We start from the raw sequence: 25332 nt of genomic DNA on the forward strand, positions 1-25332 counted from the left end.
CACTCATGGCGTGGGATGAGTGGGAGCAGCTCAAGACTGCCGCGGCCAACGGGCACGGCGCGCAAATGCAGTTGAACCATGTGCCGTCGGACCCGGGTGGACCCGGCACTCTGGTGTCCAACAAACCGGCCTGGTCCAAGGCAGGCCAGGCCGTCGGCTCGCTCAGCGGCTCCATCACCACGGCGCTCGGAAAGCTGACCGACGGGCAGAAGGGCTTTGTCACGGAACCCGGCTGCCAGACGTCCGGGGCTCAGAAGGAAGTCCACGACTCGTGGGATCGCTACGTCAAGGCCGTGAGCGGGCGCTGCGGAAGGCTCTCCGACCTGCTGGAGAAGGCCGGTAACGACCAGTTGAAGACCGATGAGTCCATCAAGGCGGAGATCGGCAACCTCAAGGTGGACTACGCGGATACGCCGGCGGTCGGCGGCCAGGACAAGGGGCGGTAACCAGAAGTCATGGACCTCGCAACCCTGAAGGCGCTCGACCCCAAAGAGTTTCTGGACGCGGCCGACGGATACCGCAGCACCGGTGACATGGCAAGCGCGGCCAAGGACCGCATCGAGAACGAGATCTCCGTGGCCATGAGGAACTCCCTCAACAGCGAGGCCGCGACCGCGGCGATCGGCCAGCTGTCGGAGCTGGGCAAGAACTTCCACTACATCCAGATCGAATGCGGACTCGTCAGTACGGCTCTCCAGGCGTTCTCGTACGAGATCGAAGCGGCCAAGAAGAAGCTCCAGGCGGCCCTCGACGGCGCACAGGCGGCGAAGCTCACCGTGAACGCCGACGGCTCGGTCACCTATCCGGCGGGCGGGGAGAAGAGCACGGACGGAAAGGTTCCCGAGGGCGGCACGGTCAGCGGCACGACGGGCGGCCTGTTCGAAGGCGTAGTCGAGGCAGTGAGCCGTCAGTCGGCCAACCTGGACCCCAACCCCAACCACCGCCTCGCACTGGACTACGCGGATGAGATCGCCGGCGCCGTCAAGGAGGCGACGGAGTCCGACGAGAAGTGGGCTCCGAAGCTGCGGGCACTGAAGGCGGACGACGATCTGACCGTCTCCGACAAGGACCTTGCCGACGCGTCCTCGGACACCAGCGGCGTGCGCGACGCGGGCAAGGAGTACCTCGACTCGCTGCCCCAGCCGCCCAAGAACGGCGAACCGACGGACAACGCGAAATGGTGGAAGGGGCTCAGCCCGGAGGAGCAGGCCGCGTGGATCTCCATGCGTCCCGACTCCGTCGGCGCGCTCGACGGGCTCCCTGCCACGGTTCGGGACGAGGCCAACCGGACAGTTCTCTCCGAGGCGCACGGTGTCGCGCAGGTCAGATACGACGACTGGCTGAAGAGCCACCCGGAGCCTCCGCGTTACCAGGACCACATCAACCTGCACACCGGGAGGAAGGAGGGCAAGGAAGAACTCCCGGCGTGGGAGGAGTGGGAGGAGGAGCGCAAGAAGATGCACAAGGGGATCGACGGCATGAACGCGATTCAGGGCCGTTTCGACGCGACGGGTAGTTCCGACGCGACGGGCGCCAACAAACTGCCCGAGGCATACCTGCTCGGCTTCAGCGAGGCAGGAGACGGTCGCGCGATCATCGCCAACGGTAACCCGGACACCGCGGATCACCAGGCGGTCTATGTGCCGGGTACGACTTCGGACTTGGACAGCATCGGGGGGAACATCAACCGGATGACCAGTCTCTGGCAGACAGCCCACCCTGTATCTGATGGAAAATCCGTCTCCACGATCACCTGGCTCGGCTACGACGCACCTAACGACGTCGTAAAAGACGCGACTTTCACCCACTACGCATACGATGGCGCACCGGCCTTCGATAAATTCCTCGATGGACTCGACGCATCGCATTCCGGCGACTCGGCACCGCACCGAACCGTGATCGGCCACTCGTACGGATCGAGCCTCGTGGGTGCCGCGGCCCAGACCGGGGATCTCCACACCAACGACATCGTCTTCGCGGGCAGTCCTGGCGTGGAGGTTTCCCGCGCCGATCAGCTGGACGTTCCGAAGGGGCATGTGTGGAACGAGACGCCGACGGTGACCCGGTTCCAGAGCTCGGCCGCATGATCCATGGCGGAGGTTTCGGGCGCGAAATTCCCGCCGATTCAGGCTTCGGCGCCAACCAGATGGCCACGGACACCCAGGGGCACGGCGGTTACTGGAACGCGGGCTCCGAGAGCCTGAAAAACCAGGCCCTGGTGGTCGTCGGCAAATACGACGACGTGAAGGCGGCACCTGAGCCGACCAGACCGTATACACCGCACGCAGGGTGGGAAAGATAGGAACGCCCACATAGAGGTGCCGGTACGCAGGCGATGAGACGATGACCGACCCACAGCCCAGTCCGACGGAATAAGGCTCCCTGCCATGAAGGAAAAGCTGAGCACTCTTGTGCTCGCCGCGCCCCTTGCAATCATTACTCTCACGGGATGCAGTATGTCTGACCAGAGCTCCGATGAAACCAAGTCCGCCGGCACGAGCACCACAAGGGATGCCTCTGATGCGCTGCTGAAGGTATCCAGCGGCATATACGACTTGATCGGCGTCAAGGGAAAGGCGTCCGACGGTTCCGCAGGGGTCCAGGAATGCCCGGGAAAGGATCCGAAAAAATACTTCCAGATCTTTCACCCGTGGAGTTTGCACCCCGCCTCGGCGAGTGATGTCGAAAAGGCGATGGAGAATCTCAGGACGGAACTGCCGAAACATGGCTGGAAGATCGTCGAATACGGTCCGGACACCAGCAAGAACAAGAACATCAATCTGACCGCCGACAATGACGAGAAGAAGGCCGGCGTAAACGTCGTTCAGATGTTGAAGGACAACCCGCCGATGCTGAGCCTGACCGTCGTGTCCGGCTGCTACAAGGTCCCGGACGGCCAGAAGGTCGAGTACTACTGAGGGCGGCTGGTACGAGCGCCTCAAGGGACGGCTCCGAGGCAACCGTCCCCGCCGTACGCCAGGATGGACCGCATGCCGCCCGCGAAGCGCCCCACCGGCCCCTTCACGCCCCTCGACTTCCAGCTGGTCCTGCTGCGCCGCATGGCCGACCACAACCCGGAGCTCGTCGAGACCGCGCGTCACGAGCTGGGCGTCTCCGTCGCCGGGATGCGTGAGGCGAACCGCCGCTGGCAGGCCATGCTGCACTCCCCGCACGCCCGCGCCGCCGCCTCCCGGTACCGCTCGATCCTGGGCGAGCCCGAGTCGGCGCAGGCCCGACGGATCGGCGACCTGGACTGTCAGGCGCTGCTGTGGCCCGTCCCGCTCTGGCCGGACCTGCGTTTCGAGATCCTGCTCGCGCCGGACGGGGCGGTGTGGAACGAGTGGCTCGTACGGGCCCCTGGGGCGCCCGCGCCCCGGCTGGAGACCCTGGAGGACCTGACTCCCTGGTCCGCCACGGTCGACGAGGTGGCTCGCGCCTTCGCCCCCGCCCGCCCCCTGGAGGGCACGGCCCCCACCCGCTGGGGCCTGGCCTTCACCGCCCCGGACGCCTCGGGCGAACGGCACGCGTGCGCCGCGGAGTTCACCTGGGGGCTGCTGCAGCGGACGGGCGTCAGCGGGCGGCAGCCCTGAGGATCGCCTCCGCCACCGCGGGCACCGAGTCCGGGTGCAGGGAGAGGAAGAGGTTCGGCTCGACCAGTTCCAGTTCCATCACGCACGGCAGGCCGTCCGGCCCGTCCACGAGGTCGACGCGGGCGTACAGGAGGTCCGGCGTGCCCGGTACGGCGTTCAGGGCCCGTTCGGCGACGGCCGTCTCCACCGCCGTGGGCTTCCATGCCTCCAGGCGCGGGTGGGCCACCTTCGCCTCGTCGTACACCGTGCCGGGCGTGAGGACGGCGCCTTTGCGGCTGGCATGCACGAGCCGCCCGCCGACGTACTGAAGGGCGCGCTCCCCGCTGATGTCTATGCCGCTCAGATACGGCTGCACCATCGCCGTCAGCCCCTCGGCGTGCATCCGCTCGATGTGCGCCGCGGCGGTCTCACGCTCCGCGGGCGTGTAACGGGCGGCATAGCGGGCGCCCGCCCCCGAGGTGGGCTTGATGACGTACTCATGGTCCGTGGGCAGGTCCGCAGGGTCGCCCGGGACCCGGTAGCGCGTGGGGACGGTCGGGACGCCCGCGGCGGCGAGGTCTCCGAGGTAGCGCTTGTCGGTGTTCCAGCGGACGACGTCCGCCGGGTTGGCCAGCCGTGTGGCCTTCCCGCACCGCTCGGCCCAGGCGGTGAACTCCGCCGCCCGCCAGCTGTAGTCCCAGGTGGAGCGGATCACAGCGAGGTCGTACGCCGCCCAGTCGGCGTCCGGCTCGTCCCAGTACTCGGCGGTGGCGTCCGCCCCCGCCGCCCTCAACTCGGCGACCAGGCCCGGCAGGTCGCCGTCGGCCGCGACGTCCGGACCGGGACGGCAGGTCACGAGCGCGATTCGGGGGGCTGCGGTGCGGGACACGTCCGGGGACTCCTGTCATGGGTGGCCTTTGCGCGCAGGCTAACAACGGGGACTGCGGCGGCCGGGGGCGAGGGTGAGTTCCATGAGGTCCGCGTCACTTCGTGGGCGGGTTTTCGGGCGGCGTGAGGTAGGAACGGTCCTTGAGTCGGTACGTCGTACGTCCTCTTCGACGCAAGGAGCAGCCGCGTGTCCTCCCTCTTTCCGGCCCTGACCGAGCCCTCGGCCGGGCGGCGGCCCGCCCTGGGCTTTGGTGAGCGGTCCCTGACCTACGCCGAGCTGGCCGCGGCGGCGGGCGCGCTCGCCGAGCGGATCGCGGGGGCGGGGAGGGTCGCCTTGTGGGCCACACCCTCCCTGGAGACCGCCGTCGGGGTGGTCGCCGCGCTTACCGCCGGCGTGCCCGTCGTCCCGCTGAATCCGAAGTCCGGGGAGAGCGAACTGGGGCACATCCTGGGTGACAGCGCTCCGGCGGTGGTGCTCGCCGCCCCTGGGGACCATCTTCCGGCAGCGGTGAGCGCGCTGGAGCGCCTCGACGTCGACGTGCGCGCCGCGGGCGTGTTCGCCCCCGCCGCCGTGGACGACGAGAGCCCCGCGCTCGTCGTCTACACCTCCGGGACCACCGGCCCGCCCAAGGGTGCCCTCATCCCCCGCCGGGCCCTGGCCGTCACGCTCGACGCGCTCGCGGACGCCTGGCAGTGGACCGGGGAGGACGTCCTCGTGCACGGGCTGCCGCTGTTCCATGTGCACGGACTGGTGCTGGGCACCCTGGGCCCGCTGCGGCGCGGCGGATCCGTACGGCACCTGGGGCGCTTCAGCACGGACGGTGTGTCGCGGGAGCTGGGCACGGGGGCCACCATGCTGTTCGGCGTCCCCACGATGTACCACCGCATCGCCGAGGCCCTGCCCTCCGACCCGGAACTAGCCAAGGCGCTGGCCGGGGCCCGGCTGCTGGTCTCCGGTTCCGCCGCGCTCCCGGTGCACGACCACGAGCGGATCGCCGCGGCGACCGGCCGCCGGGTCATCGAGCGGTACGGGATGACCGAGACGCTGATGAACACGAGCGTGCGGGCGGACGGGGAGCCGCGCCCGGGCACGGTCGGTGTGCCGCTGCCCGGGGTCGAGCTGCGGCTCGTGGAGGAGGACGGTTCGCCGATCGCGTCGTACGACGGTGAGACGGTCGGCGAGATCCAGGTGCGCGGCCCGAACCTGTTCACCGGGTATCTGAACCGGCCCGACGCAACCGCCGCCGCGTTCACCGACGACGGCTGGTTCCGCACGGGCGACATGGCGGTGCGGGAGAGCGACGGGTACGTGCGCATCGTGGGACGCAAGGCCACCGACCTCATCAAGAGCGGCGGCTACAAGATCGGGGCGGGCGAGATCGAGAACGCGCTGCTCGAACACCCGGGGGTGCGGGAGGCCGCCGTCACCGGGGAACCGGACGAGGATCTGGGCGAACGGATCGTCGCCTGGGTGGTGCCGGCCGACCCCGACGCCCCGCCCGGCACGGACGAACTCGCCGACCATGTGGCCCGCCGGCTCGCCCCGCACAAGCGTCCGCGCGTCGTACGGCACCTCGCCGCGCTGCCCCGCAACGACATGGGGAAGATCATGAAGCGGGCGCTGGGCGATCAGCGGACTCCGGGCGACGCACGGGCGACGGGCGACGAGCGGACTCAGGGCGATGACTGAGCGCGCCACGGCACGGGAGGCACTCGCCCTCGTCACCGACGACTTCCGTGAACTTCCTCATCCGGCCGGGGAGTCCGCATCCGATGGCCCACTGGGCTGGTCCGGCTACGACGCCTCGCGTGCCCGCGCCGCCGCGCGTACCGGCGAGGACGAGTCCGTCGTCTGCGGTCGCGCGAGCGTCGGCGGCACCCCGGCGGTGCTGATCGCTTTCGAGTTCGGTTTCCTCGGCGGCTCGCTCGGCGAGCGCACCGGGGACCGGATCGAGACGGCGCACAGGTACGCCCGCGCGAACCGGCTGCCGGTCGTGTCGCTGGTGGCTACCGGAGGCAGCCGGATGCAGGAGGGCATGCTCGCGCTCACCCAACTCCAGCGTGTGGCCCGGCAGTCGGCGCTCACCCGCGCGGCCGGGCTGCCGCAGATCGCGGTCCTGCGCGACCCGACGACCGGCGGCGGCTGGGCCACGCTGGGCGCCGGAGCGGATGTGGTGCTGGCGCTGCCGGGTGTCCAGGTCGGGTTCGCGGGCTCCCGGGTACGGCCGGCCGACGCGGATCCGGAGGCGTACACCGCGGAGGCCCAGCTGGCCGCGGGAACCATCGACGTGGTGGTTCCCGCCGGGGACCTGCGCGAGCAACTCGGCCTGTGGCTCGCACTGCTGACCGCGCCGTCGGCCGAACCGGCCCCCGTACCCGCGGCGTTGGGCACCGCCGACCTCCCGGCCACCGGCTGGGACGCCGTACTCGGCGCCCGCGCCCCGGAGCGCCCCCGCGCGGGGGCCTACCTGGACGCGTACTTCACCCGCCGCACCACCCTCAGCGGCGACCGCTGCGGGGGCACCGACGAGGGCATGCTGTGCGGTTTCGGCAGCCATGACGGCCGTACGGTCGCCTACGCGGCCCAGACCGGCACCCCGACCCGCCCCGCGGGGTACCGCACGGCCGCGCGTCTTGTCCGGCTGGCCGACGCCCTTTCCATCCCCGTGCTGACGCTGGTGGACACCCCGGGTGCGGCCAATGACGCCGAGGCGGAACGGCAGGGCGCGGGCGCCGCGATCGCGGACCTGTTCGCCGCGGTCGCCACCGCCCGTACGCCCCTGACCACCCTGGTGATCGGCGAGGGCGGCTCCGGCGGGGCACTCGCCCTGGCCGCTCCAGGCAACACCTGGGCCACCCCGGACAGTTACTTCTCGGTCATAGCCCCCGAGCTGGCCGCCGCGATCCTCAAGCGCCCGCCCGGGCAGATCCGGGCAACGGCGGACCAGCTGCGCGTACGGCCCCAGGACCTGGTGGAGCTGGGAGCCGTACAAGGAGTCGTATGACGGTCGCGCGAGGAGCCGTACGGCGATGCCGCGGCGGCGGTGCGACGCACAAACCGTCACCCGAACGGCCCACCCCTCCCGGCCCACCTCGACAGGCGCGGCCCTTCTTCTCGGCACACGATGGGGGAGGAAGGGCCCGCCGACCGGCGGTCCCCCTGCGGTCTGTCCTCGGAAGGTACCGCCATGACCGTCAGACTGGACCAGCTGCGCCGCTGCCACTTCGCCGTTGATCTGGGAGCGGCCCGGACCCGTGTCTACGTCAAGGGCGCCGGGCTCGTCGTCGACCAGCCCAGCGCAGCCGCCGTGAACACCAGGACCGGTGCGCTGATAGCGGTCGGGGAGCTCGCCGAGAAGATGACGGGACGCACGCCCTCGTACATCCGTGTGACCCGGCCCGTGTCCGGAGGCACCGTCGTGGACATCGAGATGGCCCAGCGCATGCTGCGCCAGCTCCTCGGGGAGAAGCTGCGCCGCCGGCTGCGCCGCAAGCCCCGGCTGCGGGCCGCCGCCTGCACACCGCACGACGCCGATCCGCTGGCCCAGCGCGCGGCCATCGAGACCCTGGTCGGGCTCGGGGCGCGGCGGGTGGAGCTGGTCGACACGCTCGTGGCCGCCGCCGTGGGGTGCGGTCTGCCGGTCGAGCAGCCCGAGGCCTCGATGATCATGGTGTGCGGGGCAGCCGCCACCCAGATCGCCGTACTGTCGCTGGGCAACATCGTAACCGCCGAACGGGTCCCCGTGGGTGGCGAGGCGGTCGACCACGCGATCGTGCAGCATCTGCGCCACGCGCACGCGTTGATGCTGCCGAGCCAGTCCGTACGGCCTCTGCAGATCGCCCTCTCCGGCAACGGGCTCACCTCGCACGGCCCCGCCTCCACCGAAATCCTGGGCAGGGACGTGGCGACCGGGCTCGCGCGCTCCGTGCGGGTCGACACGGCCGCCGTACGGGACGCCATCCAGACCCCGCTCACCGCCGTGCTCGACGGTATCGGCAGAGTACTGCGGGACTGCCCGCCGGATCTGGTGGCCGACCTCGCCGACCGCGGCGTCATGATGGTGGGCGGAAGCGCGCTGCTGCCGGGCCTGGACCAGATGCTCCGCCAGGCGACCGGTATGCCGGTGCACATCGCCGAGCGGCCCGACATCTGCGCCGTGCAGGGGCTGGGGGAGATGCTGGAGGGGAGGATCCAGCCGCTGGTTCTCAACCCCTTGGCCGCCTGACGGAATCCATTACGGTGAAGGGACAGTGAAGGCGTCGGCCACATACGGGGGGCGTGATGGTCGTGTCTCAGAACGACGTCATCGGCGTGACCGGCGTCATCGGCGTCACCGGACACCGTCACCTTCCCCCGGACGTCCTGCCCGCAGTCCGCCACGGCATGACCGCCGAGCTGTGCGCGGCCACGACGGCCGGGGCGCTCAGCTGCCTGGCGGCCGGCGCCGACCAGCTCTTCGCCGGGCTCGCCCTGGACCGCGGCGTCCCGGTGACCGCGGTGATCCCCGGCATGGACTACGAGGCCCATCTCGGCGACGAGGACATACGGGCGTCGTACCGCCGGCTGCTCACGTCCTGCGCCGCGCGCGTCGACCTGCCGAGGGAGCCCACGCACGAGGAGGCGTACTACGCGGCGGGCCGCTGGATCGTCGACCACGCGGACCGCCTGCTCGCCGTATGGGACGGGCGCCCGGCACGCGGACTGGGCGGCACCGCCGACGTGGTCGCGTACGCGCGCCGCACGGGAGTGCCGGTCACGGTGCTGTGGAGCCCCGGGGCGACCCGGGAGTGAAGCGCCCCGCCACTCAGGACCCGAAGCGCACCAGCCAGTCCGTGTGCTGCGGGCTCACCAGCCGCTCCGCCTCCGCCACCGCCTCCGCCCACCCCTCCTCGGTGACCGTGGTGCCCATGGCCACCCGCAGGGTGTCCAGGTCCTGCTCGATGAGCGAGTGCGCGTACGTCAGCGGACGGTGCCTGCGCACCTCCTGCCAGGCGACGGCCGCCGCGGCGCCCGCGCTCAGCAGTCCCGCGACGTCCCAGTTGCCGATCACTCCCGCGGCCCTGAGCGCCGCCGCGAGCAGCGCGAGGGACGTCAGCGAGGCCGTGACGGAGGACCAGCGGACCGAGGAGCGATGGGCCTGGGAGGCACGGTTGCCGTACCAGACCAGCTGTTCGAGCACCCGGTCCCGCAGATAGATGTCCCGCCGCGCGGCGAACGACTTGGCCCGCACCGCGCGCATCCCGGGCGTGATCTGCCCGACGACGCCCGTGCCCGCGCCGTCCCGGGATTCCCGGGAGTCCTCCCAGCCCACCTTCCTCAGCTCCCGCAGCCGCTCCTCGAGGCGGTCCGCGAACATGCCGTCGGGGTTGCGGACCCGGGAGTGGAAGGGCCCGCCGTGCACCATGTACTGCCACGCGAGCGACTTGAGGGTCTCCGCGGCGGCCCGGTGCGCCTGCCAGTGGGCGCGGGCGCGGCGGCGGGAGGTGTGGAGCCCGATGGCGGTCGTCAGGGCGTACAGGACGGCGGCGCCCGCCGACGCGAGGTGACTGCGCATGTGTTCGGCCAGCGCCGCCGCGGCGGTGGCGAGCATCAGAAAGGTCAGCTGGGTGCGGACGGCGCGGATCGATTCACTCTGCCGGGCCAGCGCACGGCGGTCGTTGTAGACATACAGGGGCGGTAATTCCGCATCACCTATGGTCGTGCTCGGTCCCGTTACGGTCACGTTGGCACCTCGCGTGGTCGAGGGCCTCCATCTTGCGGGTCCGGCCGGAGTAGTTCCAGGGCCTGAAGGGACTTACGAGCGGCCGGTTCGCGTCGCCTGGTGTATGTTTCGCTATCAGACCCGGCATAGGTTTCGCAATCACCCCTGCTCGGGTCGGGCTGTCTCAAGCGCCACACGTCGAACCAACCCGCAGCACCCACTGTGTGGCAGCGACCTCTGTGACAGAGGCCGCCCATTCACCTCCGCGAGTTCGACGACAGACCAGAACGAGGCCGTCATGATCCTTCAGGTTAAGACGAGCGGTATGGCCCCCTCCCACCGGGAGCCGAAGCAGCACGCGCCGCTCTCCCCCGCAGCCCGTCACCACGCCCCGGCCCAGTCGGCGCGCCCTCAGGCCCCCGTCAACGCCACCTTCAACTCCTCGATCTGAGTACGCACACCACGTACGCAGAGCGCGCACCGCGTACTCGGACCGAGTACACAACTGAAGAGCTGGGCCCACTCCCCCCGGTGCGCCGGCGCACATCCGCGCCACCGAACGAGTGATCAACAAACCTTGTATACTGGCGAGTTGCCTCGGCCCAGCCCTTCATACCGACTAAAGTGGGGGCAGTGACGACTGCGCCCGCGCTACAGCAACTGGTCCTCAAGGTGCACTCCCGGTGCGATCTGGCATGCGATCACTGCTATGTCTACGAGCACGCCGACCAGAGCTGGAGCCGACGGCCGAAGATCATCTCGCAGGACACCGTGGACCAGGTCGCCTACCGGCTGGCGACATACGCCAAGGAGCGTGAGCTCCCCTCCGTCTCGGTGATCCTCCACGGCGGCGAGCCCCTCCTCGCCGGACCCCTGCGCCTGCGCGCCATCTGCGAGGCGCTCACGACCGCCCTCGCCCCGGTGACGACCCTCGATCTGCGCATCCACACCAACGGCGTGCAGTTGAGCCCGCGCCATCTCGATGTGTTCCGGGACTTCGGCGTCAAGGTCGGAATCAGCCTGGACGGTGACCGCGCGGCGAACGACCGCCATCGCCTGGACCGCAGGGGCCGCAGCAGCTACGACCGGGTACTGCGGGCGGTGGAACGACTGCGGGCACCGCGCAACCGCCATCTCTTCGCGGGACTGCTGTGCACCGTGGACGTGGCGAACGACCCGGTCGCCGTCCACGACGCGCTGACCGCCCTTGAGCCCCCGCGCATCGACTATCTGCTGCCCCACTCCACCTGGGACAGCCCGCCGCCCAGGCCGGAGGGGTCCCGGGTGCCCTACGCCGACTGGCTGCTGGCGGTGTACGACCGCTGGGCGCAGCAGGGGCGGAGCGTGCCGGTGCGGATCTTCGAGTCGGTGCACAGCACGCTGAACGGCGGCCCCAGCCTGACCGAGGCGCTCGGGCTCGCGCCGTCCGATCTCGCGGTGGTGGAGACCGACGGCACGTTCGAGCAGGCGGACTCGCTCAAGACCGCGTTCGACGGTGCCGCCGAGACCGGCTACGACGTCCTCCGGCACAGCTTCGCGGAGCTCGCCGAACACCCCGGGGTGCGGGCCCGGCAGCTCGGCATCGACGGGGTCAGCGAGACCTGCCGCGCCTGCCCGGTCGTCGAGTCCTGCGGGGGCGGGCTCTACGCGCACCGCTACAGCGGCACACGCGGCTTCGACAACCCGAGCGTCTTCTGCGAGGACCTGCGCACGTTCATCGAGGGCGTGGCGGAACGGGAACGGGCCAGAGGGCGCACCCACTCCCCCCAGGAGGGCGTATCCAGCCCCCAGGAGCGCACACCCACACCGCACGAACAGGCGCCCGCACCCCGCTCACGCGACGAACTGTACTTCTCACACGTCGAGTTGGCCCGTCGTCTGATCACCACTCAGTTCCACCGGCTCGTCGCACAGCCCGGCGGCAAGGACGCATGGCGCCTGCTGGAGGAGTTGGACGCCGACGACCGGAGCCGCCGGCACGTCAACGCGGTCCTCGGCCACCCGTATCTGCTGCCCGTGCTCAGCAGTCTGGGGCTGCTCCCCGGCGGGAGCGCGCTGTTCATGGCGATCGTGGCCGCCTGCGCCGTACGCGCGGGGGCAACCGCGACGCTCTCCTGGGACCAGCCGCACCCGGACCTCCACCTCCCCACCCTGGGCACCGTGACGCTGCCCGGCCCGGGGCCCGTCGAGGTCACGGTCGCCGAGGACGGGTTCCAGATCCGCAGCGGGCCGGACACGGCGGCGGGATCCTGGCGCCCGCTGGCGAGCGCCGTCCTCACCGACGGCACGACCGTGCTCGTGGACGACGCCGATCCGCTGCGCCGCGACTCCTACCCCGTACCCGTCTCCGCCCCGCTGACCGCCGACGCGCTGGACGCCTTCCGTGAGCGCCTGCTGGCCGCGTACTCCCTGCTGGAGACCCGGACGCCCGACTGGCGAGACGGGCCCGACGCACTGGACGTCACCACCGTCACCCCCCTGCCGCCTGGCTCGGGGCTGCACCTGGGCAGCCACGGGTACGGGGCGCTGGGCCTGGCCGTCGACTTCGCGCCGGAGGAGTTCACTCGCGAACTGCCCCGCCTGGGGCGGCGGGTGGGACAGCCGGCCACCCCGGTCCCGCCGGAAGGCGCGGGCACCCATGACTGACTTACATGCGCTCGCCGGGTTGGGGATCCGCCGAGGCGGCGTCCTCGTGGTCCACTCCTCGCTCAGCGGCACCCGTCTGCGGGCAACCGTCGTGCGGGACAAGCTCCTTGACGTGCTCGGCCCGCACGGCACGCTCGTGGTGCCCGCCTTCACGCCCGAGAACTCGACCACCTCGACCGCGCATCTGGAGCGTGTCGCGCGTATGCCGGACCGTGAAGTGGCCGAATTCCGCGCGAAGATGCCGCCCTTCGAACCGGACACCACCCCCTGCCCGTCGATGGGCATGCTCGCCGAGTGCGTAAGGATCACGCCCGGCGCCGTGCGCAGCGCACACCCCCAGACCTCCTTCGCGGCGCTCGGCCCGCGCGCCGCCGAGCTGATGGACGGCCACCACCCCCACTGCCACCTCGGCGAGCACTCGCCCCTGGCCAGGCTGTACGAGGCTGACGCCCAAGTCCTGCTGCTGCGCGTGGGGTTCGGGGTCTGTACGGCCTTCCATCTGGCCGAGTACCGGAGCGTCCCGCCCCCACCGCGACGTCCGTACCACTGCGTCATGGGGGCCATCGGGAACTGGATCACCTATGAGGATCTCGCCCTGGACGACAGCGATTTCACCGAGATCGGGGCGTCGTTCCCGCCCGGGCTGCTCACCGCCGCCGACGTTGCCGGGCGGCCTGCCACACTGTTCGGTTTGAGGGCCGCGGTCGACCACGCGCGACGCACAATGACTGAAATCAGACGATGAATGGCCCGAAAAATGCCCGGTGTTACGGCACCTCGTCGGGCACATTTGATTACTCCCGGCGGGGGGTGCGTGCACCCCTCACCGGACGGGTGACGTGCCGCGGGTGCGCGTACCGGTCGTCGGGCGGGGGGTCGTGTGGATTACCCAGGACAGGGATGGTTGTCCGACACCAGGCCCTACTTCTTCCTGAGTTACGCGCACACACCTACCTGGGGTTCGACCCGCGGCGACCCCGACCACTGGGTGCATGTGCTGTACAAGGACCTGTGCGACAACATCATGCACCTCACCGACCTGCCCGCCGGCGCCTCCGCGGGCTTCATGGACCGTGAGATGCACTCCGGCGACGGCTGGCCCGAAACGCTCGCCGAACACCTGTCGATCTGCCGGGTGTTCGTGCCGCTGTTCTCCCCGCGCTACTTCACGAGCGAGATGTGCGGGCGCGAGTGGTACGCCTTCAACGAGCGGATCCTGCGCGCCCGGGCCGCCGGCGCGGGCAGCCTCCCCGCCATCGTCCCGGCGCTGTGGGCACATGTGGACTACGAACAGCTCCCCGAATCCGTACGGCACATCCACGTGGACCACGCCGCGTTCGGGGCTCGTTACGCGGACGAGGGGATCTTCAGCCTCATCAAGCTGAACCGGCTGCGCGACGAGTACGAGGAGACCGTGATGCAGCTGGCCCGGCGCATCGTCCAGGTCGCCCACGACTCCCCCCTGCCCCCCAGCCAGCCGCGCCGCTACGAGAACACACCCAGCGCGTTCAAGCCGCGCGGCCAGAGCACACGCAGCATCCACCTCACCATCGCCGCGCCCACCCGCCACTCCATTCCGGAGCACCGCGACCCCCGTCCCTACGGCGAGCACGCCCACGACTGGAACCCCTATCCGCAGGAGGCCGCGCGCTCCCTGCCCTCGCTCGCCGAGGAACTGATCCGCTCCCTGGACTACCGGGTCACCGTCGCCTCCTTCGACGACGAGGACACGGGGCCCGAACCGCTCGGCCCTGCCGAGGACGACAAGCCGCCGGGGCGGCCCGGCATCCTCCTGATCGACCCGTGGGCGCTCAGAGACGACGAACGGTGCCGCAGGCTCTCGGTGTTCGACACCAACACCCGTCCCTGGATCAACGCCATCGTCCCCTGGGACCGCAGCGACCGGCAGTGCCAGAGCGAGGAGGGCAAGCAGCTCACCGCGAAGCTGGAGAGGACGCTTCCGCTGATCCTGGACCGGGGCCGCCGTACGGACTGCCGTATCGCCGTCAACGGCGTACCCACGCTCACGGCCTTCACGGATGTGCTGCCCAAGGTCGTGGCGCACGCCACCAAGCAGTTCTTCAAGCACGCGACACCTCACCCGGTGGCCGGACCGCATGTCCCGAGGCCCCGTCTGACGGGTCCTACGCCCTCGACACTCCCGCCCGCGCGGGACACCACGATGGAGGAGAAGCATGACGGCGGCTCCTGACGGACGCATCATCACCTTCTACTCGTACAAGGGCGGGACCGGTCGCACCATGGCCCTGGCCAACACGGCGTGGATCCTCGCCGCCAACGGCAAGCGTGTGCTCGCCGTGGACTGGGACCTGGAGGCACCCGGACTGCACCGCTTCTTCCACCCGTTCCTGGACGCGGACGTCCTGGCCTCCACCACCGGTGTCATCGACATCATCACCGAGTTCCACTGGGCCGCCACGACCGGTGCGCCGCGCAGCGGAGACTGGCACCGGGCCTACGCGCGCGTCCAGCGGCACGCCGTGTCCCTGCACCCCGAACGGCTCGGCTGGATCTTTCCCGACGGCGGCACTCTCGACTTCCTGTCGGCCGGACGCCAGGACCGCGCGTACTCGGCGACCGTGTCCTCCTTCGAGTGGGACAACTTCTACGAGCGCCTGGGCGGCGGGCAGTTCCTTGACGCGCTGCGCGACGACATGAAGGCGAACTACGACTACGTCCTCATCGACAGCCGCACCGGACTGTCCGACAACGCGGACATCTGCACCATGCAGATGCCCGACGTCCTGGTCGACTGCTTCACTCTCAGCGACCAGTCGATGGAGGGCGCCGCCGCCGTGGCGCGCAGTGTCGAGGAGGGCTACCACCCGCACGAGATCAGAGTCCTGCCCGTTCCCATGCGGATCGACGAGGGCGAGAAGGAGAAGGTCGACGCGGGCCGCGCGCTGGCCCGGCTCAAGTTCGACGGGCTGCCCAAGGGGCTCGCGGGCGAGGAGCTGACCAGGTACTGGGGTGCCGTGGAAATCCCTTACAGGCCTTATTACGCATATGAAGAGACCCTTGCCACCGTCAGCGACGAGAAAGGCCTTGCCAACTCCCTGCTGTCCGCGTTCGAGCGGCTCACCGGCGTGGTGTCGGACGGTGAGATCACCCAGCTCCCGACCGTTCCCGAGTCGGTGCGGCTGCGCTGCAAGGACGCCTATGTGCGGCGGCGGCCGATGGCGAAGGTGGCCGAGGTCGTCATCGCTTATGTGGCGGAGAACCGTATGTGGGCCGAGTGGATGGAGTCGGTCCTCATCCGCTCCGGATGCAGCGTCGTGCTGCGCGATGTGTCGACCGCCGCGATGGAACGGCCGGGACCCGGCACCCGGACCCTGGTCCTGCTGTCCACTCCGTTCCTCAACTCCCGTCACGCTCAGGACACCTGGCGTGCCCTCGCGGACGCGTCGGCGGCCGGGGCACCCGTCCAGTTCGTACCGCTGCGGGTGGACGACGCCCGGCTGCACTCCTCCCACCTGGAGTACAACCCGGTCGATCTGCACCGCCTGGACGAGGCGCACTGCATCGCCGGAGTGCTGCGTGCCCTCGAACTGCCCGTCCAGCCGCTGGACGCCGGAGCGGCGGCTCCCCGCTTCCCGGGCAGCGTGCCGCGGATCTGGAACGCCCCGCAGCGCAACGTCACCTTCACCGGCCGCAGCCTGGTCCTGGAGAGGCTGCGCGACCAGCTCGGCGGCGGCAGCATGTCCGTCGTCCTGCCGCTGCCCCAGTCGCAGGCCCTGTTCGGGCTCGGCGGCGTAGGCAAGACGCAGCTCGCCAACGAGTACGTACACCGCTTCATGGCCGACTACGACCTGGTGTGGTGGATCTCCGCCGAGCACAGCGACAACGTTGTGGCCTCCCTCGCCGAACTCGCCGCCCGGCTCGGCGCGCCCGTCGGCGACGACATCTCCATGGCCTGCCAGGAAGCCCTCCAGCGGCTCGGGCGGGGCATACCGGGCCGCTGGATCCTCGTCTTCGACAACGCCGACGACCCCGAGGACCTCAAGCCGTACTTCCCCCGGGGAGGCGGCGGCCACATCCTCATCACCTCCCGCAACCAGACCTGGGCCCAGCAGGGACCCTCGCTGCCCATCGACGTCTTCCTGCGCGAGGAGAGCGTCGAGCACCTGATGCGCCGCGCCAGGAGCCTCGGCCCCGAGGACGCCGACCGGGTGGCGACCGCCGTGGGCGACCTGCCGCTGGCCGTCGCGCAGGCCGCGGCGTGGCTCGCCGAGACCGCCATGCCCATCGACGACTACCTGGAGCAGCTCGACCGTCAGACCACCGACGTCCTCGCCCTCAACCAGCCCGCCGACTACCCGCAGCCCGTCGCCGCTACCTGGAACATCTCCATCGCACGCCTGCGGGAGCGTTCACCCGCCTCGGTGCGCCTGCTCGAACTGTGCGCTTTCATGGCCGCCGAGCCGATCGCGGCCCAGCTGCTGTACAGCAAGGAGATGATCGACGCGCTCAAGCCGTACGACCCCGCGTTGCAGGAGAAGCTCGTCCTCGGGCGGGTCATCCGGGAGATCGGCCGGTTCGCCCTCGCCAAGATCGACTCGATGGGCACCAGCATCCAGGTGCACCGTCTGGTGCAGGCCGTCATCCGCTCCCAGCTCTCCGAGGAGCAGCAGGAGGAGACCCGCCGGGTCGTGCACACCGTGCTCGCCGGTGCCCGCCCCGACGAGGACGAGCCGATCGACGACCCGGCGACCTGGCCCCGGTTCGACCTCATCTGGCCCCACCTGGACGCCTCGGACGCCCGGGGCAGTACGGAGCCCGAGACCCGGCGGCTGATGATCGACCGCGTGCGCTACCGCTGGAAGCGCGGCGACTTCGCGCGCGCCATGCAGCTCGCCGAGGAACTCCTCGCCGACTGGAAGGATCTGCTGGGCGAGGACGACGTGCAGTATCTGTATCTGCGCTGTCAGCTCGCCAACATCCAGCGCTCGCAGGGGCGTTACGTCGAGGCGCGGGCGATCGACGAGGAACTCCTCGAACGGCAGCGGACCGTGCTCGGCGACGACCACCCGCACACGTACGTCACCACCTCCAGCCTCTCCAGCGACCTGGCCGCGCTCGGCGACTACCGCAACGCCGTGGAACTGGCCCGCGAGGCGCACGAGGGCTTCAGCCAGATCTTCCACGAGTCCCATCCGCGCACGCTCAACGCCGCCAACAACCTCGCCCTCGCCCTGCGCATGGTCGGCCGCTACGGCGAGGCCCGCGCCCTCGATCAGGACGTCCTGGACCGCCGTATGGAGGTGCTGGGCCCGGACCACATCTACACGCTGTCCTCGGCCGCGTCCCTCGGCCGCGACCTGCGCGAGGTGGGCCGCTACGACGAGTCGGTGTCCCTGCTGTCACGGACCTACGAGGCGCACAAGCGGATCCTGGGCAAGAGCTTCCCCGGCACGCTGGCCTGCGCCAAGTCGCTCGCGGTGTCCCTGCGCCGGGCGGGCCAGTTCGAGGACGCCCGGCGGCTCACGACGGCGACGCGGACGCAGTACCGCGCCCAGTACGAGGCCCCGAACCCGGACTGGCTGGCCTGCGACCTCAACATGGCGGCCGACCTGTACGCCTCCGACGACCGGGAGGCGGCGCGCGAGGTGGCCCTCGAGGCGCTGGCGGAGTACATGAAGGTGCCGGGCGAGGCCCACCCCTACACCCAGGCGGCGCTGAACAACCTCGGGATCTTCCACTGGGGCTGCGGCGACACCGAGGAGGCCGAGGCCGTGTTCCTCCAGGTGCTGCCGCGGATGACGGAGGTGCTGGGCGAGCAGCATCCGCACACGCTGTTCACGGGCATCAACTACGCCAACGTGCTGGCCGACATGGGCCGTCTGGAGGAGGCGCGGGAGCTGGAGGACGAGGCCGCCACCGCGCTGCGCACCGTACTGGGTGCGCACCACCCGGAGACACTGGCCGTGGTCACCAACCTGGCGCTGACGATGGGCGCCCTGGGCCTCGAGGAGGAAGCGCGGGCCATGCACGACGAAGCCCTGACGGAGCTGCGCCTGCTGCTGGGCGACGACAACGGGATCACTCGGCTGGCGAGCCAGGACCGCCGGGTGTACCGGGACCTCGAGCCCCTGGCGGTGTGAGGCCGAACGGCACTGGAGCGCTGCTGCGCTACGGCGCTCCGGGGTCCGTCAGCAGCCAGCCGAGCACCGTCGGCAGCGCGCTGTACGCGGCGAAGTGGGCGGCCTCCGGGTCCAGGACGGCGGTGGCGCTGGGGATGCGGGCCGCCAGCCACGAGGAGTGGGAGGCCGGTGTGAAGACGTCCTGTTCGCCGTGCCACAGCAGGACCGGCACCCGGATGTCGGCGGGATCGAAGCCCCAGGGCCGGCACAGGGCGAGGACGTCGTCGATCCATCCGTAGGCTGAAATCCGCAGGGCCTCGCGGTAGTTGAGCAATAACATCGTGCGGATGCCGGTGTCCGAGACGATCAGCCGGTCCGCGTCGGGCAGTTCGCTGCGCAGTTCGTCGAGGAGGCGGACGGGGTCGCTGCGGATCGCGTCCGAACGCGGGATGAGACGGGCCGCGAAGCCCTCGGGGTCCCGGCCGGCGCTGCGGAACTCGCTGACGTTCGACGGCGCCATCCCCTCGAACCAGTCGAGTCCCTCCGCGTCCCGGGGAGCGAGGCCCACCATCGCGGCGGCACGCGTCACCCGGGCCGGCAGCAGGGCGGCGCAGGCCAGGGCGTGCGGTGCGCCGCCGGAGCGGCCCGCCACCGCGAAACGGCCGATGCCGAGGGCGTCGGCGACATCGGTCACGTCCTTGACGACATCCACGACCTGCCGTCCCGGACTCCGGTCGGAGCCGCCGTATCCGGGACGGTCGTAGCTGATGAGCCAGGCGCCGCGCTGGTAGAGGAACATCGAGCGGGGCCGGGGACCGACGCGGCTGCCGGGCATGCCGTGCAGGAGGAACACCGGGCGGCCTCGCGGGTCCCCCGTGCACTCGACCCGTAACAGCCTGCCGTCGGCTGTCCGTACATGGTCGACCGTGCGCACCTGCTCCCGCACAGCGCTCCCCCTCCCTCGGTCCGCGGACCGGGACGACGCTGTTCCGAGATTGCCCCAAGTCCCGTTCCATGAAACGAATCAGCAGGTCAACGAGGTCTCGGATCGGCCATCTCGGGGCGGCGCGGGGCAGGCCGGGGCCTGTGCCGTGCACGGCCCGGCCACCCCTTCGTCCGGGGCGCCGGGACCGTGGTGCGGTGCGGTGTGTCAGGCCGGGGCGCCCTTGATGAAGTCGAGCAGGTCCCGGTTGATCTGGTCGGCGTGGGTGATGAAGAAGCCGTGGCCGGCCGCGGGGTACTCCTTGTACACGTTGTCCGGCACCAGTTTCGCCAGCCGCCTCCCGCTGAGGCCGATCAGAGCGGACGCGTCGGCGTCGCCGTGCAGGATCAGGGCGGGCACCGGGAGCGCGGCGGCTTCCTCACGCAGGTCGGTACAGAACCCTGTCCTGATCACCTCGACGGCCGCCTTCGCCGAGCAGTCGAGGCACTTGTTCACTGTCCACTGGATGAGTTCGGAGGAGATCTTGTTGCCCAGATGCGTGGCGAAGAACGCCTGCGCGTTCTGGGCCATCCACAGCGGCCTGTCCGCGGTCCGCTCCGCCATGAGGGCGTCGAAGAGACCCTGTTCGATCCCCTCCGGGTTGTCCGGCGCCCAGATCATCAACGGCGCGGTGACCGCCATCAGCACCACCCGGCTCACCCGGTCGCTGCCGTGCCGGGAGAGGTAGCGGATCACTTCGCCGCCGCCCATCGAGTGCGCGACCAGGGTCACCTCCCGCAGATCGAGGTGGTCGAGCAGCGCGGCGAGATCATCGGCCAGGGTGTCGTAGTCGAAGCCATGGCCGACCCAGTCCGAGCGGCCGTGGCCCCGCTTGTCGAACGCGATGCAGCGCAGGCCCTGCTCGGACAGCGGGAGCATCTGGAACTCCCATGAGCTGCTGGCCAGCCAGGCCCCGGTCACGAACACCACCGGCTTGCCCTGCCCCCAGTCGGTGTAGAACAGGCTGGTCCCGCCGGATCCCTCGAAGTACGGCATCGTGCGTCCTTCCCCGTTGATGTGGCGCCCTCGCGCTGATCCAACTCTCGCCCGGGTCAGGCCGTTCAGTCGATTACCCCGGAGGTAAGTGACGGAAGTGGCAGGCGTGATTCCTGACACCTGATGCGGGATGCCGGATGCCGGATGCCGGATACGACACGTCTACGGCGCCGGATCTGTCACCGCCCGGTCCACGGCGGCCTGGGCGCGTGCCGCGTACCTGCCCGCGATGACGAAGGGGAGCGCGAAGGCGAGCACCTGGACGGTGATGAGCGCCACCGGCTCGGAACGGTCGTAGCCGACTATCAGGGCGCACACGATGGCCGCGGCGCTGAAGGCGGCGGTCCAGATGCCGGTGAGAACGTTGTTGACGTGGATGAAGCGGGGAGCGTTCCAGAACTCCCGCGGGACCTGTTCGCGTGCGATGGAGAGCGTGAAGGGCTTTCCGACGGCGAGTGAGGCGAGCGCCATGACCGCCAGGGTCCCGTTGGCCAGCGCGCAGGTCCACCGGTGCAGTCCCGATGCCGGATCGGCCAGCGCGATCACCGCCATCACCACGAAGAACGCGCAGGTGGCGGTCGACAGCAGGTCGGCGCCCTGCCGACGCCGCGCACCGACGAGCAGAAGCACGGCGGCGGTGGCGGCCGTGCACATGCCCAGGCGCCAGTCGAAGGCGCTCAGGGCCGCATAGCAGAGCCAAGGGGCAAAGCCTCGGAGGTAGTTCACCGCAACGATCTCCTTTTGGAGTGGTCTCCGGAGTGATTCACACTCCAAAGTTGGACTGTCAAAAGCTTACCTGTCGAAGTTGCTCTGTCCAGAGTTGCTCTGTCCAGAGTTGACGTGTCAGCCAGGTAGTAAAATCGCGGCATGAGCCTGCGCCACGCCGTCCTGGGCCTGCTGGCCGAGGCCCCCAGAAGCGGATACGACCTGATCAAGGAGTTCGAGTCCTCGCTCGCCTTCGTCTGGCCCGCGAAGCCGAGCCAGGTCTACGGAGAGCTCACCAAGCTCAATGAGATGGGCCTGATCGAGATCACCGGCACCGGCGCCCGAAACCGCCGGGAGTACGGCATCACCGACGCGGGCCGCGCGGAGCTGAAGGAGTGGCTGTCCGGGCCCGGCATCGACAGCGCCTACCGCAGCGCCGCGCTCCTGCGCGTCTTCTTCCTGTGGATGCTGCCGCGCGAGGAAGGCGCCGCGTATCTGAAGGAGTTCGCCCGCCGCAACCAGGAGCGCCGCGCCGGTCTTGAGCGCGTGCGCGACGAGGCGAAGTGGGTCGGCGACCCGGTCCAGGTCTGCCAGTGGCTGGCCCTGGAGTTCGGAATCCGCGGCTCCCAGTCCGCCGGGGAATGGGCGGACTGGGCAGCCGAGGCGCTGAACGAGCATCTCTGACCCGCGCGCCCGGCACGGCTCGTAACACCGGCGGCGTCCCCGGCCGTTCCGCCGGGAAGGCGGTGATCTCGTCCCCGGCTCGCACGGTGGGGTGGCCTGCCGACGCCGGGCCGGCCACGCTCGGCGTGCGCCGGGCGGGCGAGGGACCCTCGCCTAAACTGCCCCGATGATCAAGCCGATTGAACTCGTCATCTTCGACTGCGACGGCGTGCTGGTCGACAGCGAACGCATCGCCGCCCGCGTCCAGGTGGCCCTCGGCGCGGAGCTGGGCTGGCCCCTCACCGAGGACGAGGTGGTGGACCGCTTCATCGGGCGATCGCACGCCTCCATCCGGGAGCAGGTCGCCGCCCGCCTCGGCGAGGAGACCGCAGCCGTCTGGTCGAAGCGGTTCGAACAGCTCCACCGCGAGGCCGTGGACGCCGGGCTCGCCCCCGTCGAGGGGCTGCCCGAGGCACTCGACGCGATCACTCTGCCGACCTGTGTGGCTTCCAGCGGCTCCCACGACAAGATGCGCCACACCCTGGGCCGCACCGGTCTCTACGACCGCTTCGCGGGCCGCATCTACAGCGCCACCGAAGTCGCCCGCGGCAAACCCGCCCCGGACCTGTTCCTGTACGCCGCCCGCCGCATGGGAGTCGATCCCGCCGCATGCGTGGTGGTCGAGGACAGCGGGCCCGGAGTCCGGGCGGCCCGCGCCGCGGGTATGCGCGCCTTCGGCTACGCCGGCGGACTCACCCCGGCCGAACGGCTCGAAGGCCCCGGCACCACCGTCTTCAACGCCATGCGCGAGCTGCCCGCTCTCGTCGCCGGACGGCACGAGTAGTCGCCCTCGCCGTCGGCACGGGCGAACGGCCGTGACCTCGCACTCCCGGCGTGGACAGGAAGTCCGCGTTCCGGGTTGATGAACCGTCAACTTGTGTTTGGCTGTGCCCGATCGGCATCACCTATCTCAACCACAAGGAGCACGGGCCGCGATGCGCAAGTCGTACTACGCAGCACATGTCTACATGATCGTGGGGGTGGTTTCCGGGCTGTTCTACCGGGAATTCACGAAGGCCAACGACTTCACCGGTGACACCCAGCTGGCTCTCATGCACACCCATCTGCTGGCCCTGGGCATGCTGGGCTTTCTGATCGTCCTCGCACTCGACAAGCAGTTTCAGCTGTCCGGGACACGGCTGTTCACGTCGTTCTTCTGGTTCTACAACGCGGGCATCGCCGTCACCGTGGGCATGATGGGTGTCCACGGGTGCCTGACCGTACTCGGCGACGACGTACCGGAGGCCGTCCCGCTCATAGCGGGTCTGGGGCACATCCTGCTGACCGTCGGGCTGATCCTGCTCTTCGTGCTGCTGGGCAAGCGCCTGAACGAGGCGGTGGCGAAGCCGTCGCCCACGGATCCTGAGCGGACCGGGACCTCGGTCTAGAGCCGGCCGGCCAGGCACCGGCGACCGCGCTGGTGGCGGTCGTGCGGGTGTGCCGGTGGAGCGTGGCCGGTAGTCCCCACCGTGTCGCGGAAGAGGCTGGTGCCGCCGATGTCGCTTTCGAGCGAGTCGGTCAGCCGCACGTAGCATGCCTCCATGTCGTCCACGAGCCACCGTCGGCTTTGGGTGTTGACGGTCTGTTGTACGGGCTTGCTGATCGTCAGTCTGGATGCCACCGTCCTCAACATCGCCTTGCCCTCGATCCGCAAGGAACTGGGCACGAATGTGGCGGGCCTGCAGTGGACGGTCGACGCTTACACCGTCGTTCTCGCTTCCCTGCTGGTTCTGGCAGGCTCCACCGCCGACCGCATCGGCCGGCGCAGGGTCTTGAATACCGGGCTGGCCCTCTTCACCTTCGGCTCGGTGCTCTGCTCCCTCGCGCCGGCCCTCTCCTGGCTCGTGGCCTTCCGCATGGTTCAGGCGGTGGGCGGTTCGATGCTCTCACCCGTCACCATGTCGATCATCACCAACACCTTCACCGCCCCTCGGGAACGGGCCCGTGCCATCGGAGTCTGGAGCGGCGCCAACGGCATCTCCATGGCGGCGGGCCCGGTCATCGGCGGCCTGCTGGTCGAAACGGTCGGCTGGCGTTCCATTTTCTGGATCAACGTCCCGATCGGTCTCACCGCACTGCTGCTCACCTGGCGATACGTCCCCGAGTCCCGCGCGGCCAAGCCCCGTCGGCCCGATCCGGTCGGTCAGCTCCTCGTCATCGCGCTTCTCGGCTCGGTCACCTACGCCATCATCGAGGCGCCCGGCAGCGGAGCCGGCACCCTGCTGCCCCTGGCCGCGGTGGCCGTGGCCGCCCTGACGGGGCTGCTGGTGTACGAGCCCCGCCGGGACGAGCCGCTGATCGACCTTCGCTTCTTCCGCTCAGCGCCCTTCAGCGGAGCGACGGTCATCGCGATCAGTGCCTTCGCCGCCCTCACCGGCTTTCTGTTCCTCAACACCATCTACCTGCAGAACGTCCGTGGGCTGTCTCCCCTGCAGGCCGGGCTCTACATGCTCCCCATGGCTGTCATGACCTTCGCCGGCGCCCAGCTCTCGGGACGGCTCGTAGCCGCCTACGGACCGCGCCCGCCATTGGCCGCCGCCGGAGTCTCGATGGCCGCGTGCGGACTGCTCTTCGCCGCCTTCGATGCCGGGTCGACCACGGTTCTCCTCTTCACCGGCTACATCACGTTCGGTCTGGGCTTCGGCTTGGTCAACGCCCCGATCGCCAACACCGTCGTCTCCGAGATGCCCGTCTCGCAGGCAGGCGTCGCCTCCGCCATCGCGTCCACCAGCCGCCAGACCGGCGCCACCCTGGGCGTCGCCGTCATCGGGTCGGTCCTGGCGGCAGGCACCCACGGCGTCATCACGGCGGGGTTCACCGCCGCCGGCCGCCCCGCCTGGTGGATCATCATGGGATGCGGCCTGTGCGTGCTGCTGGTGGGCCTGGCGACCAGTGGGCGCTGGGCACGCCGGACGGCTCGACGCGCCGCCGAGAGGCTGGAGTCGACGACAGAGCGTGTGTGAGGTCACCACGCACCGCATCCGGTGGCCGCTCGGTCCGCCGCGTGCGTCCGCTGCGCA

Annotated in this window: 23 protein-coding genes; 18 read left to right on the top strand and 5 right to left on the bottom strand. The window is 70.2% G+C overall.

Annotated features, from left to right (window positions below; translation table 11 throughout):
• The first annotated feature begins 5 nt into the window (after nucleotides 1–5).
• From ABZ845_RS03015 to ABZ845_RS03035, 5 genes are all read left to right on the top strand, one after another.
• Nucleotides 6–446 (top strand): hypothetical protein, encoded by a 441-nt coding sequence (locus tag ABZ845_RS03015; RefSeq protein ID WP_360972246.1) that lies wholly within the window; start codon nucleotides 6–8, stop codon nucleotides 444–446.
• A 9-nt stretch (nucleotides 447–455) separates the two neighbouring features.
• On the top strand, nucleotides 456–2087 hold the full coding sequence (locus ABZ845_RS03020) for an alpha/beta hydrolase (RefSeq protein WP_360972248.1): 1632 nt from the start codon (nucleotides 456–458) through the stop codon (nucleotides 2085–2087).
• The gene (locus ABZ845_RS03025) at nucleotides 2039–2302 is read left to right on the top strand and encodes a hypothetical protein (protein ID WP_360972250.1); all 264 of its coding nucleotides are present in this window, start codon (nucleotides 2039–2041) and stop codon (nucleotides 2300–2302) included. The genes ABZ845_RS03020 and ABZ845_RS03025 overlap by 49 nt, the downstream gene beginning before the upstream one ends.
• An 85-nt stretch (nucleotides 2303–2387) precedes the next feature.
• On the top strand, nucleotides 2388–2918 hold the full coding sequence (locus ABZ845_RS03030; RefSeq protein WP_360972252.1) for a hypothetical protein: 531 nt from the start codon (nucleotides 2388–2390) through the stop codon (nucleotides 2916–2918).
• A gap of 72 nt (nucleotides 2919–2990) precedes the next feature.
• Nucleotides 2991–3590 (top strand): hypothetical protein, encoded by a 600-nt coding sequence (locus ABZ845_RS03035; protein ID WP_360972254.1) that lies wholly within the window; start codon nucleotides 2991–2993, stop codon nucleotides 3588–3590.
• On the opposite strand, the gene ABZ845_RS03040 is transcribed toward ABZ845_RS03035, so the two are convergent.
• On the bottom strand, nucleotides 3571–4458 hold the full coding sequence (locus ABZ845_RS03040; protein WP_360972256.1) for a hypothetical protein: 888 nt from the start codon (nucleotides 4456–4458) through the stop codon (nucleotides 3571–3573). The genes ABZ845_RS03035 and ABZ845_RS03040 overlap by 20 nt on opposite strands.
• 186 nt (nucleotides 4459–4644) lie before the next feature.
• Here ABZ845_RS03040 and ABZ845_RS03045 point away from each other — a divergent pair, with 186 nt between their 5' ends.
• From ABZ845_RS03045 to ABZ845_RS03060, 4 genes are all read left to right on the top strand, one after another.
• A complete protein-coding gene (locus ABZ845_RS03045; protein WP_360972258.1) occupies nucleotides 4645–6147 on the top strand; it encodes an acyl-CoA synthetase in 1503 nt (500 codons plus the stop codon).
• Nucleotides 6140–7462, top strand: a complete 1323-nt coding sequence (locus tag ABZ845_RS03050; RefSeq protein ID WP_360972260.1) for a carboxyl transferase domain-containing protein — start codon at nucleotides 6140–6142, stop codon at nucleotides 7460–7462. The genes ABZ845_RS03045 and ABZ845_RS03050 overlap by 8 nt, the downstream gene beginning before the upstream one ends.
• Before the next feature lie 183 nt (nucleotides 7463–7645).
• Entirely contained in the window at nucleotides 7646–8683 is a 1038-nt protein-coding gene (locus tag ABZ845_RS03055; RefSeq protein WP_360972262.1) for a rod shape-determining protein, read from the top strand.
• A 56-nt stretch (nucleotides 8684–8739) separates the two neighbouring features.
• On the top strand, nucleotides 8740–9249 hold the full coding sequence (locus ABZ845_RS03060; RefSeq protein WP_360972264.1) for a hypothetical protein: 510 nt from the start codon (nucleotides 8740–8742) through the stop codon (nucleotides 9247–9249).
• A gap of 13 nt (nucleotides 9250–9262) precedes the next feature.
• Here the strand turns inward: ABZ845_RS03060 and ABZ845_RS03065 are convergent, their stop codons facing one another.
• Nucleotides 9263–10180: a DUF4231 domain-containing protein gene (locus ABZ845_RS03065; protein ID WP_360972266.1), complete on the bottom strand. Its 918-nt coding sequence runs from the start codon at nucleotides 10178–10180 to the stop codon at nucleotides 9263–9265.
• Between the two features lie 277 nt (nucleotides 10181–10457).
• Here ABZ845_RS03065 and ABZ845_RS03070 point away from each other — a divergent pair, with 277 nt between their 5' ends.
• The 5 genes from ABZ845_RS03070 (at nucleotide 10458) to fxsT (ending at nucleotide 18927) form a co-directional block, all read left to right on the top strand.
• A complete protein-coding gene (locus tag ABZ845_RS03070) occupies nucleotides 10458–10610 on the top strand; it encodes a hypothetical protein (RefSeq protein ID WP_360972268.1) in 153 nt (50 codons plus the stop codon).
• 182 nt (nucleotides 10611–10792) lie between these two features.
• Nucleotides 10793–12805, top strand: coding sequence for an FxsB family cyclophane-forming radical SAM/SPASM peptide maturase (locus ABZ845_RS03075; protein WP_360972270.1), 2013 nt, complete (start codon nucleotides 10793–10795; stop codon nucleotides 12803–12805).
• Nucleotides 12798–13550 carry an AAC(3) family N-acetyltransferase gene (locus tag ABZ845_RS03080; protein WP_360972272.1) on the top strand — a complete coding sequence of 251 codons (753 nt, stop codon included), beginning with the start codon at nucleotides 12798–12800 and terminating at the stop codon, nucleotides 13548–13550. Before ABZ845_RS03075 ends, ABZ845_RS03080 begins: the two co-directional genes overlap by 8 nt.
• Before the next feature lie 159 nt (nucleotides 13551–13709).
• On the top strand, nucleotides 13710–15017 hold the full coding sequence (locus ABZ845_RS03085) for a TIR-like protein FxsC (protein WP_360972274.1): 1308 nt from the start codon (nucleotides 13710–13712) through the stop codon (nucleotides 15015–15017).
• Nucleotides 15001–18927 carry an FxSxx-COOH system tetratricopeptide repeat protein gene (fxsT, locus tag ABZ845_RS03090; protein WP_360972276.1) on the top strand — a complete coding sequence of 1309 codons (3927 nt, stop codon included), beginning with the start codon at nucleotides 15001–15003 and terminating at the stop codon, nucleotides 18925–18927. Before ABZ845_RS03085 ends, fxsT begins: the two co-directional genes overlap by 17 nt.
• Nucleotides 18928–18955: 28 nt before the next feature.
• Here the strand turns inward: fxsT and ABZ845_RS03095 are convergent, their stop codons facing one another.
• The 3 genes from ABZ845_RS03095 to ABZ845_RS03105 all read right to left on the bottom strand — a co-directional run bounded on the left by ABZ845_RS03095 (nucleotide 18956) and on the right by ABZ845_RS03105 (nucleotide 21610).
• A complete protein-coding gene (locus ABZ845_RS03095) occupies nucleotides 18956–19852 on the bottom strand; it encodes an alpha/beta hydrolase (protein ID WP_360972278.1) in 897 nt (298 codons plus the stop codon).
• A 204-nt stretch (nucleotides 19853–20056) separates the two neighbouring features.
• Nucleotides 20057–20884, bottom strand: a complete 828-nt coding sequence (locus ABZ845_RS03100; protein WP_360972279.1) for an alpha/beta hydrolase — start codon at nucleotides 20882–20884, stop codon at nucleotides 20057–20059.
• 162 nt (nucleotides 20885–21046) lie between these two features.
• Nucleotides 21047–21610 carry a hypothetical protein gene (locus ABZ845_RS03105; RefSeq protein WP_360972281.1) on the bottom strand — a complete coding sequence of 188 codons (564 nt, stop codon included), beginning with the start codon at nucleotides 21608–21610 and terminating at the stop codon, nucleotides 21047–21049.
• A 141-nt stretch (nucleotides 21611–21751) separates the two neighbouring features.
• Here ABZ845_RS03105 and ABZ845_RS03110 point away from each other — a divergent pair, with 141 nt between their 5' ends.
• The 4 genes from ABZ845_RS03110 to ABZ845_RS03125 all read left to right on the top strand — a co-directional run bounded on the left by ABZ845_RS03110 (nucleotide 21752) and on the right by ABZ845_RS03125 (nucleotide 25275).
• Complete coding sequence (locus ABZ845_RS03110; protein ID WP_360972283.1) at nucleotides 21752–22273, top strand: PadR family transcriptional regulator; 522 nt, start codon at nucleotides 21752–21754, stop codon at nucleotides 22271–22273.
• A 166-nt stretch (nucleotides 22274–22439) separates the two neighbouring features.
• Nucleotides 22440–23096 (top strand): HAD family hydrolase, encoded by a 657-nt coding sequence (locus ABZ845_RS03115; RefSeq protein ID WP_360972285.1) that lies wholly within the window; start codon nucleotides 22440–22442, stop codon nucleotides 23094–23096.
• Between the two features lie 151 nt (nucleotides 23097–23247).
• Nucleotides 23248–23700 carry a DUF2871 domain-containing protein gene (locus ABZ845_RS03120; RefSeq protein ID WP_360972287.1) on the top strand — a complete coding sequence of 151 codons (453 nt, stop codon included), beginning with the start codon at nucleotides 23248–23250 and terminating at the stop codon, nucleotides 23698–23700.
• Nucleotides 23701–23853: 153 nt separating this feature from the next.
• On the top strand, nucleotides 23854–25275 hold the full coding sequence (locus ABZ845_RS03125; protein ID WP_360972289.1) for an MFS transporter: 1422 nt from the start codon (nucleotides 23854–23856) through the stop codon (nucleotides 25273–25275).
• The last annotated feature ends 57 nt before the right edge of the window (nucleotides 25276–25332 follow it).

Origin of the sequence: Streptomyces sp. NPDC047022 (assembly GCF_040644155.1) — a bacterium.
GTDB lineage: Bacteria > Actinomycetota > Actinomycetes > Streptomycetales > Streptomycetaceae > Streptomyces.

Bases quoted from the DNA above. Each gene is read 5' to 3' on its own strand.
- ABZ845_RS03015 (WP_360972246.1), top strand. From the start codon at position 6: ATGGCGTGGGATGAGTGGGAGCAGCTCAAGACTGCCGCGGCCAACGGG.
- ABZ845_RS03020 (WP_360972248.1), top strand. From the start codon at position 456: ATGGACCTCGCAACCCTGAAGGCGCTCGACCCCAAAGAGTTTCTGGAC.
- ABZ845_RS03030 (WP_360972252.1), top strand. From the start codon at position 2,388: ATGAAGGAAAAGCTGAGCACTCTTGTGCTCGCCGCGCCCCTTGCAATC.
- ABZ845_RS03035 (WP_360972254.1), top strand. From the start codon at position 2,991: ATGCCGCCCGCGAAGCGCCCCACCGGCCCCTTCACGCCCCTCGACTTC.
- ABZ845_RS03050 (WP_360972260.1), top strand. From the start codon at position 6,140: ATGACTGAGCGCGCCACGGCACGGGAGGCACTCGCCCTCGTCACCGAC.
- ABZ845_RS03055 (WP_360972262.1), top strand. From the start codon at position 7,646: ATGACCGTCAGACTGGACCAGCTGCGCCGCTGCCACTTCGCCGTTGAT.
- ABZ845_RS03060 (WP_360972264.1), top strand. From the start codon at position 8,740: ATGGTCGTGTCTCAGAACGACGTCATCGGCGTGACCGGCGTCATCGGC.
- ABZ845_RS03070 (WP_360972268.1), top strand. From the start codon at position 10,458: ATGATCCTTCAGGTTAAGACGAGCGGTATGGCCCCCTCCCACCGGGAG.
- ABZ845_RS03080 (WP_360972272.1), top strand. From the start codon at position 12,798: ATGACTGACTTACATGCGCTCGCCGGGTTGGGGATCCGCCGAGGCGGC.
- fxsT (WP_360972276.1), top strand. From the start codon at position 15,001: ATGACGGCGGCTCCTGACGGACGCATCATCACCTTCTACTCGTACAAG.
- ABZ845_RS03100 (WP_360972279.1), bottom strand. From the start codon at position 20,884: ATGCCGTACTTCGAGGGATCCGGCGGGACCAGCCTGTTCTACACCGAC.
- ABZ845_RS03110 (WP_360972283.1), top strand. From the start codon at position 21,752: ATGAGCCTGCGCCACGCCGTCCTGGGCCTGCTGGCCGAGGCCCCCAGA.
- ABZ845_RS03115 (WP_360972285.1), top strand. From the start codon at position 22,440: ATGATCAAGCCGATTGAACTCGTCATCTTCGACTGCGACGGCGTGCTG.
- ABZ845_RS03120 (WP_360972287.1), top strand. From the start codon at position 23,248: ATGCGCAAGTCGTACTACGCAGCACATGTCTACATGATCGTGGGGGTG.
- ABZ845_RS03125 (WP_360972289.1), top strand. From the start codon at position 23,854: ATGTCGTCCACGAGCCACCGTCGGCTTTGGGTGTTGACGGTCTGTTGT.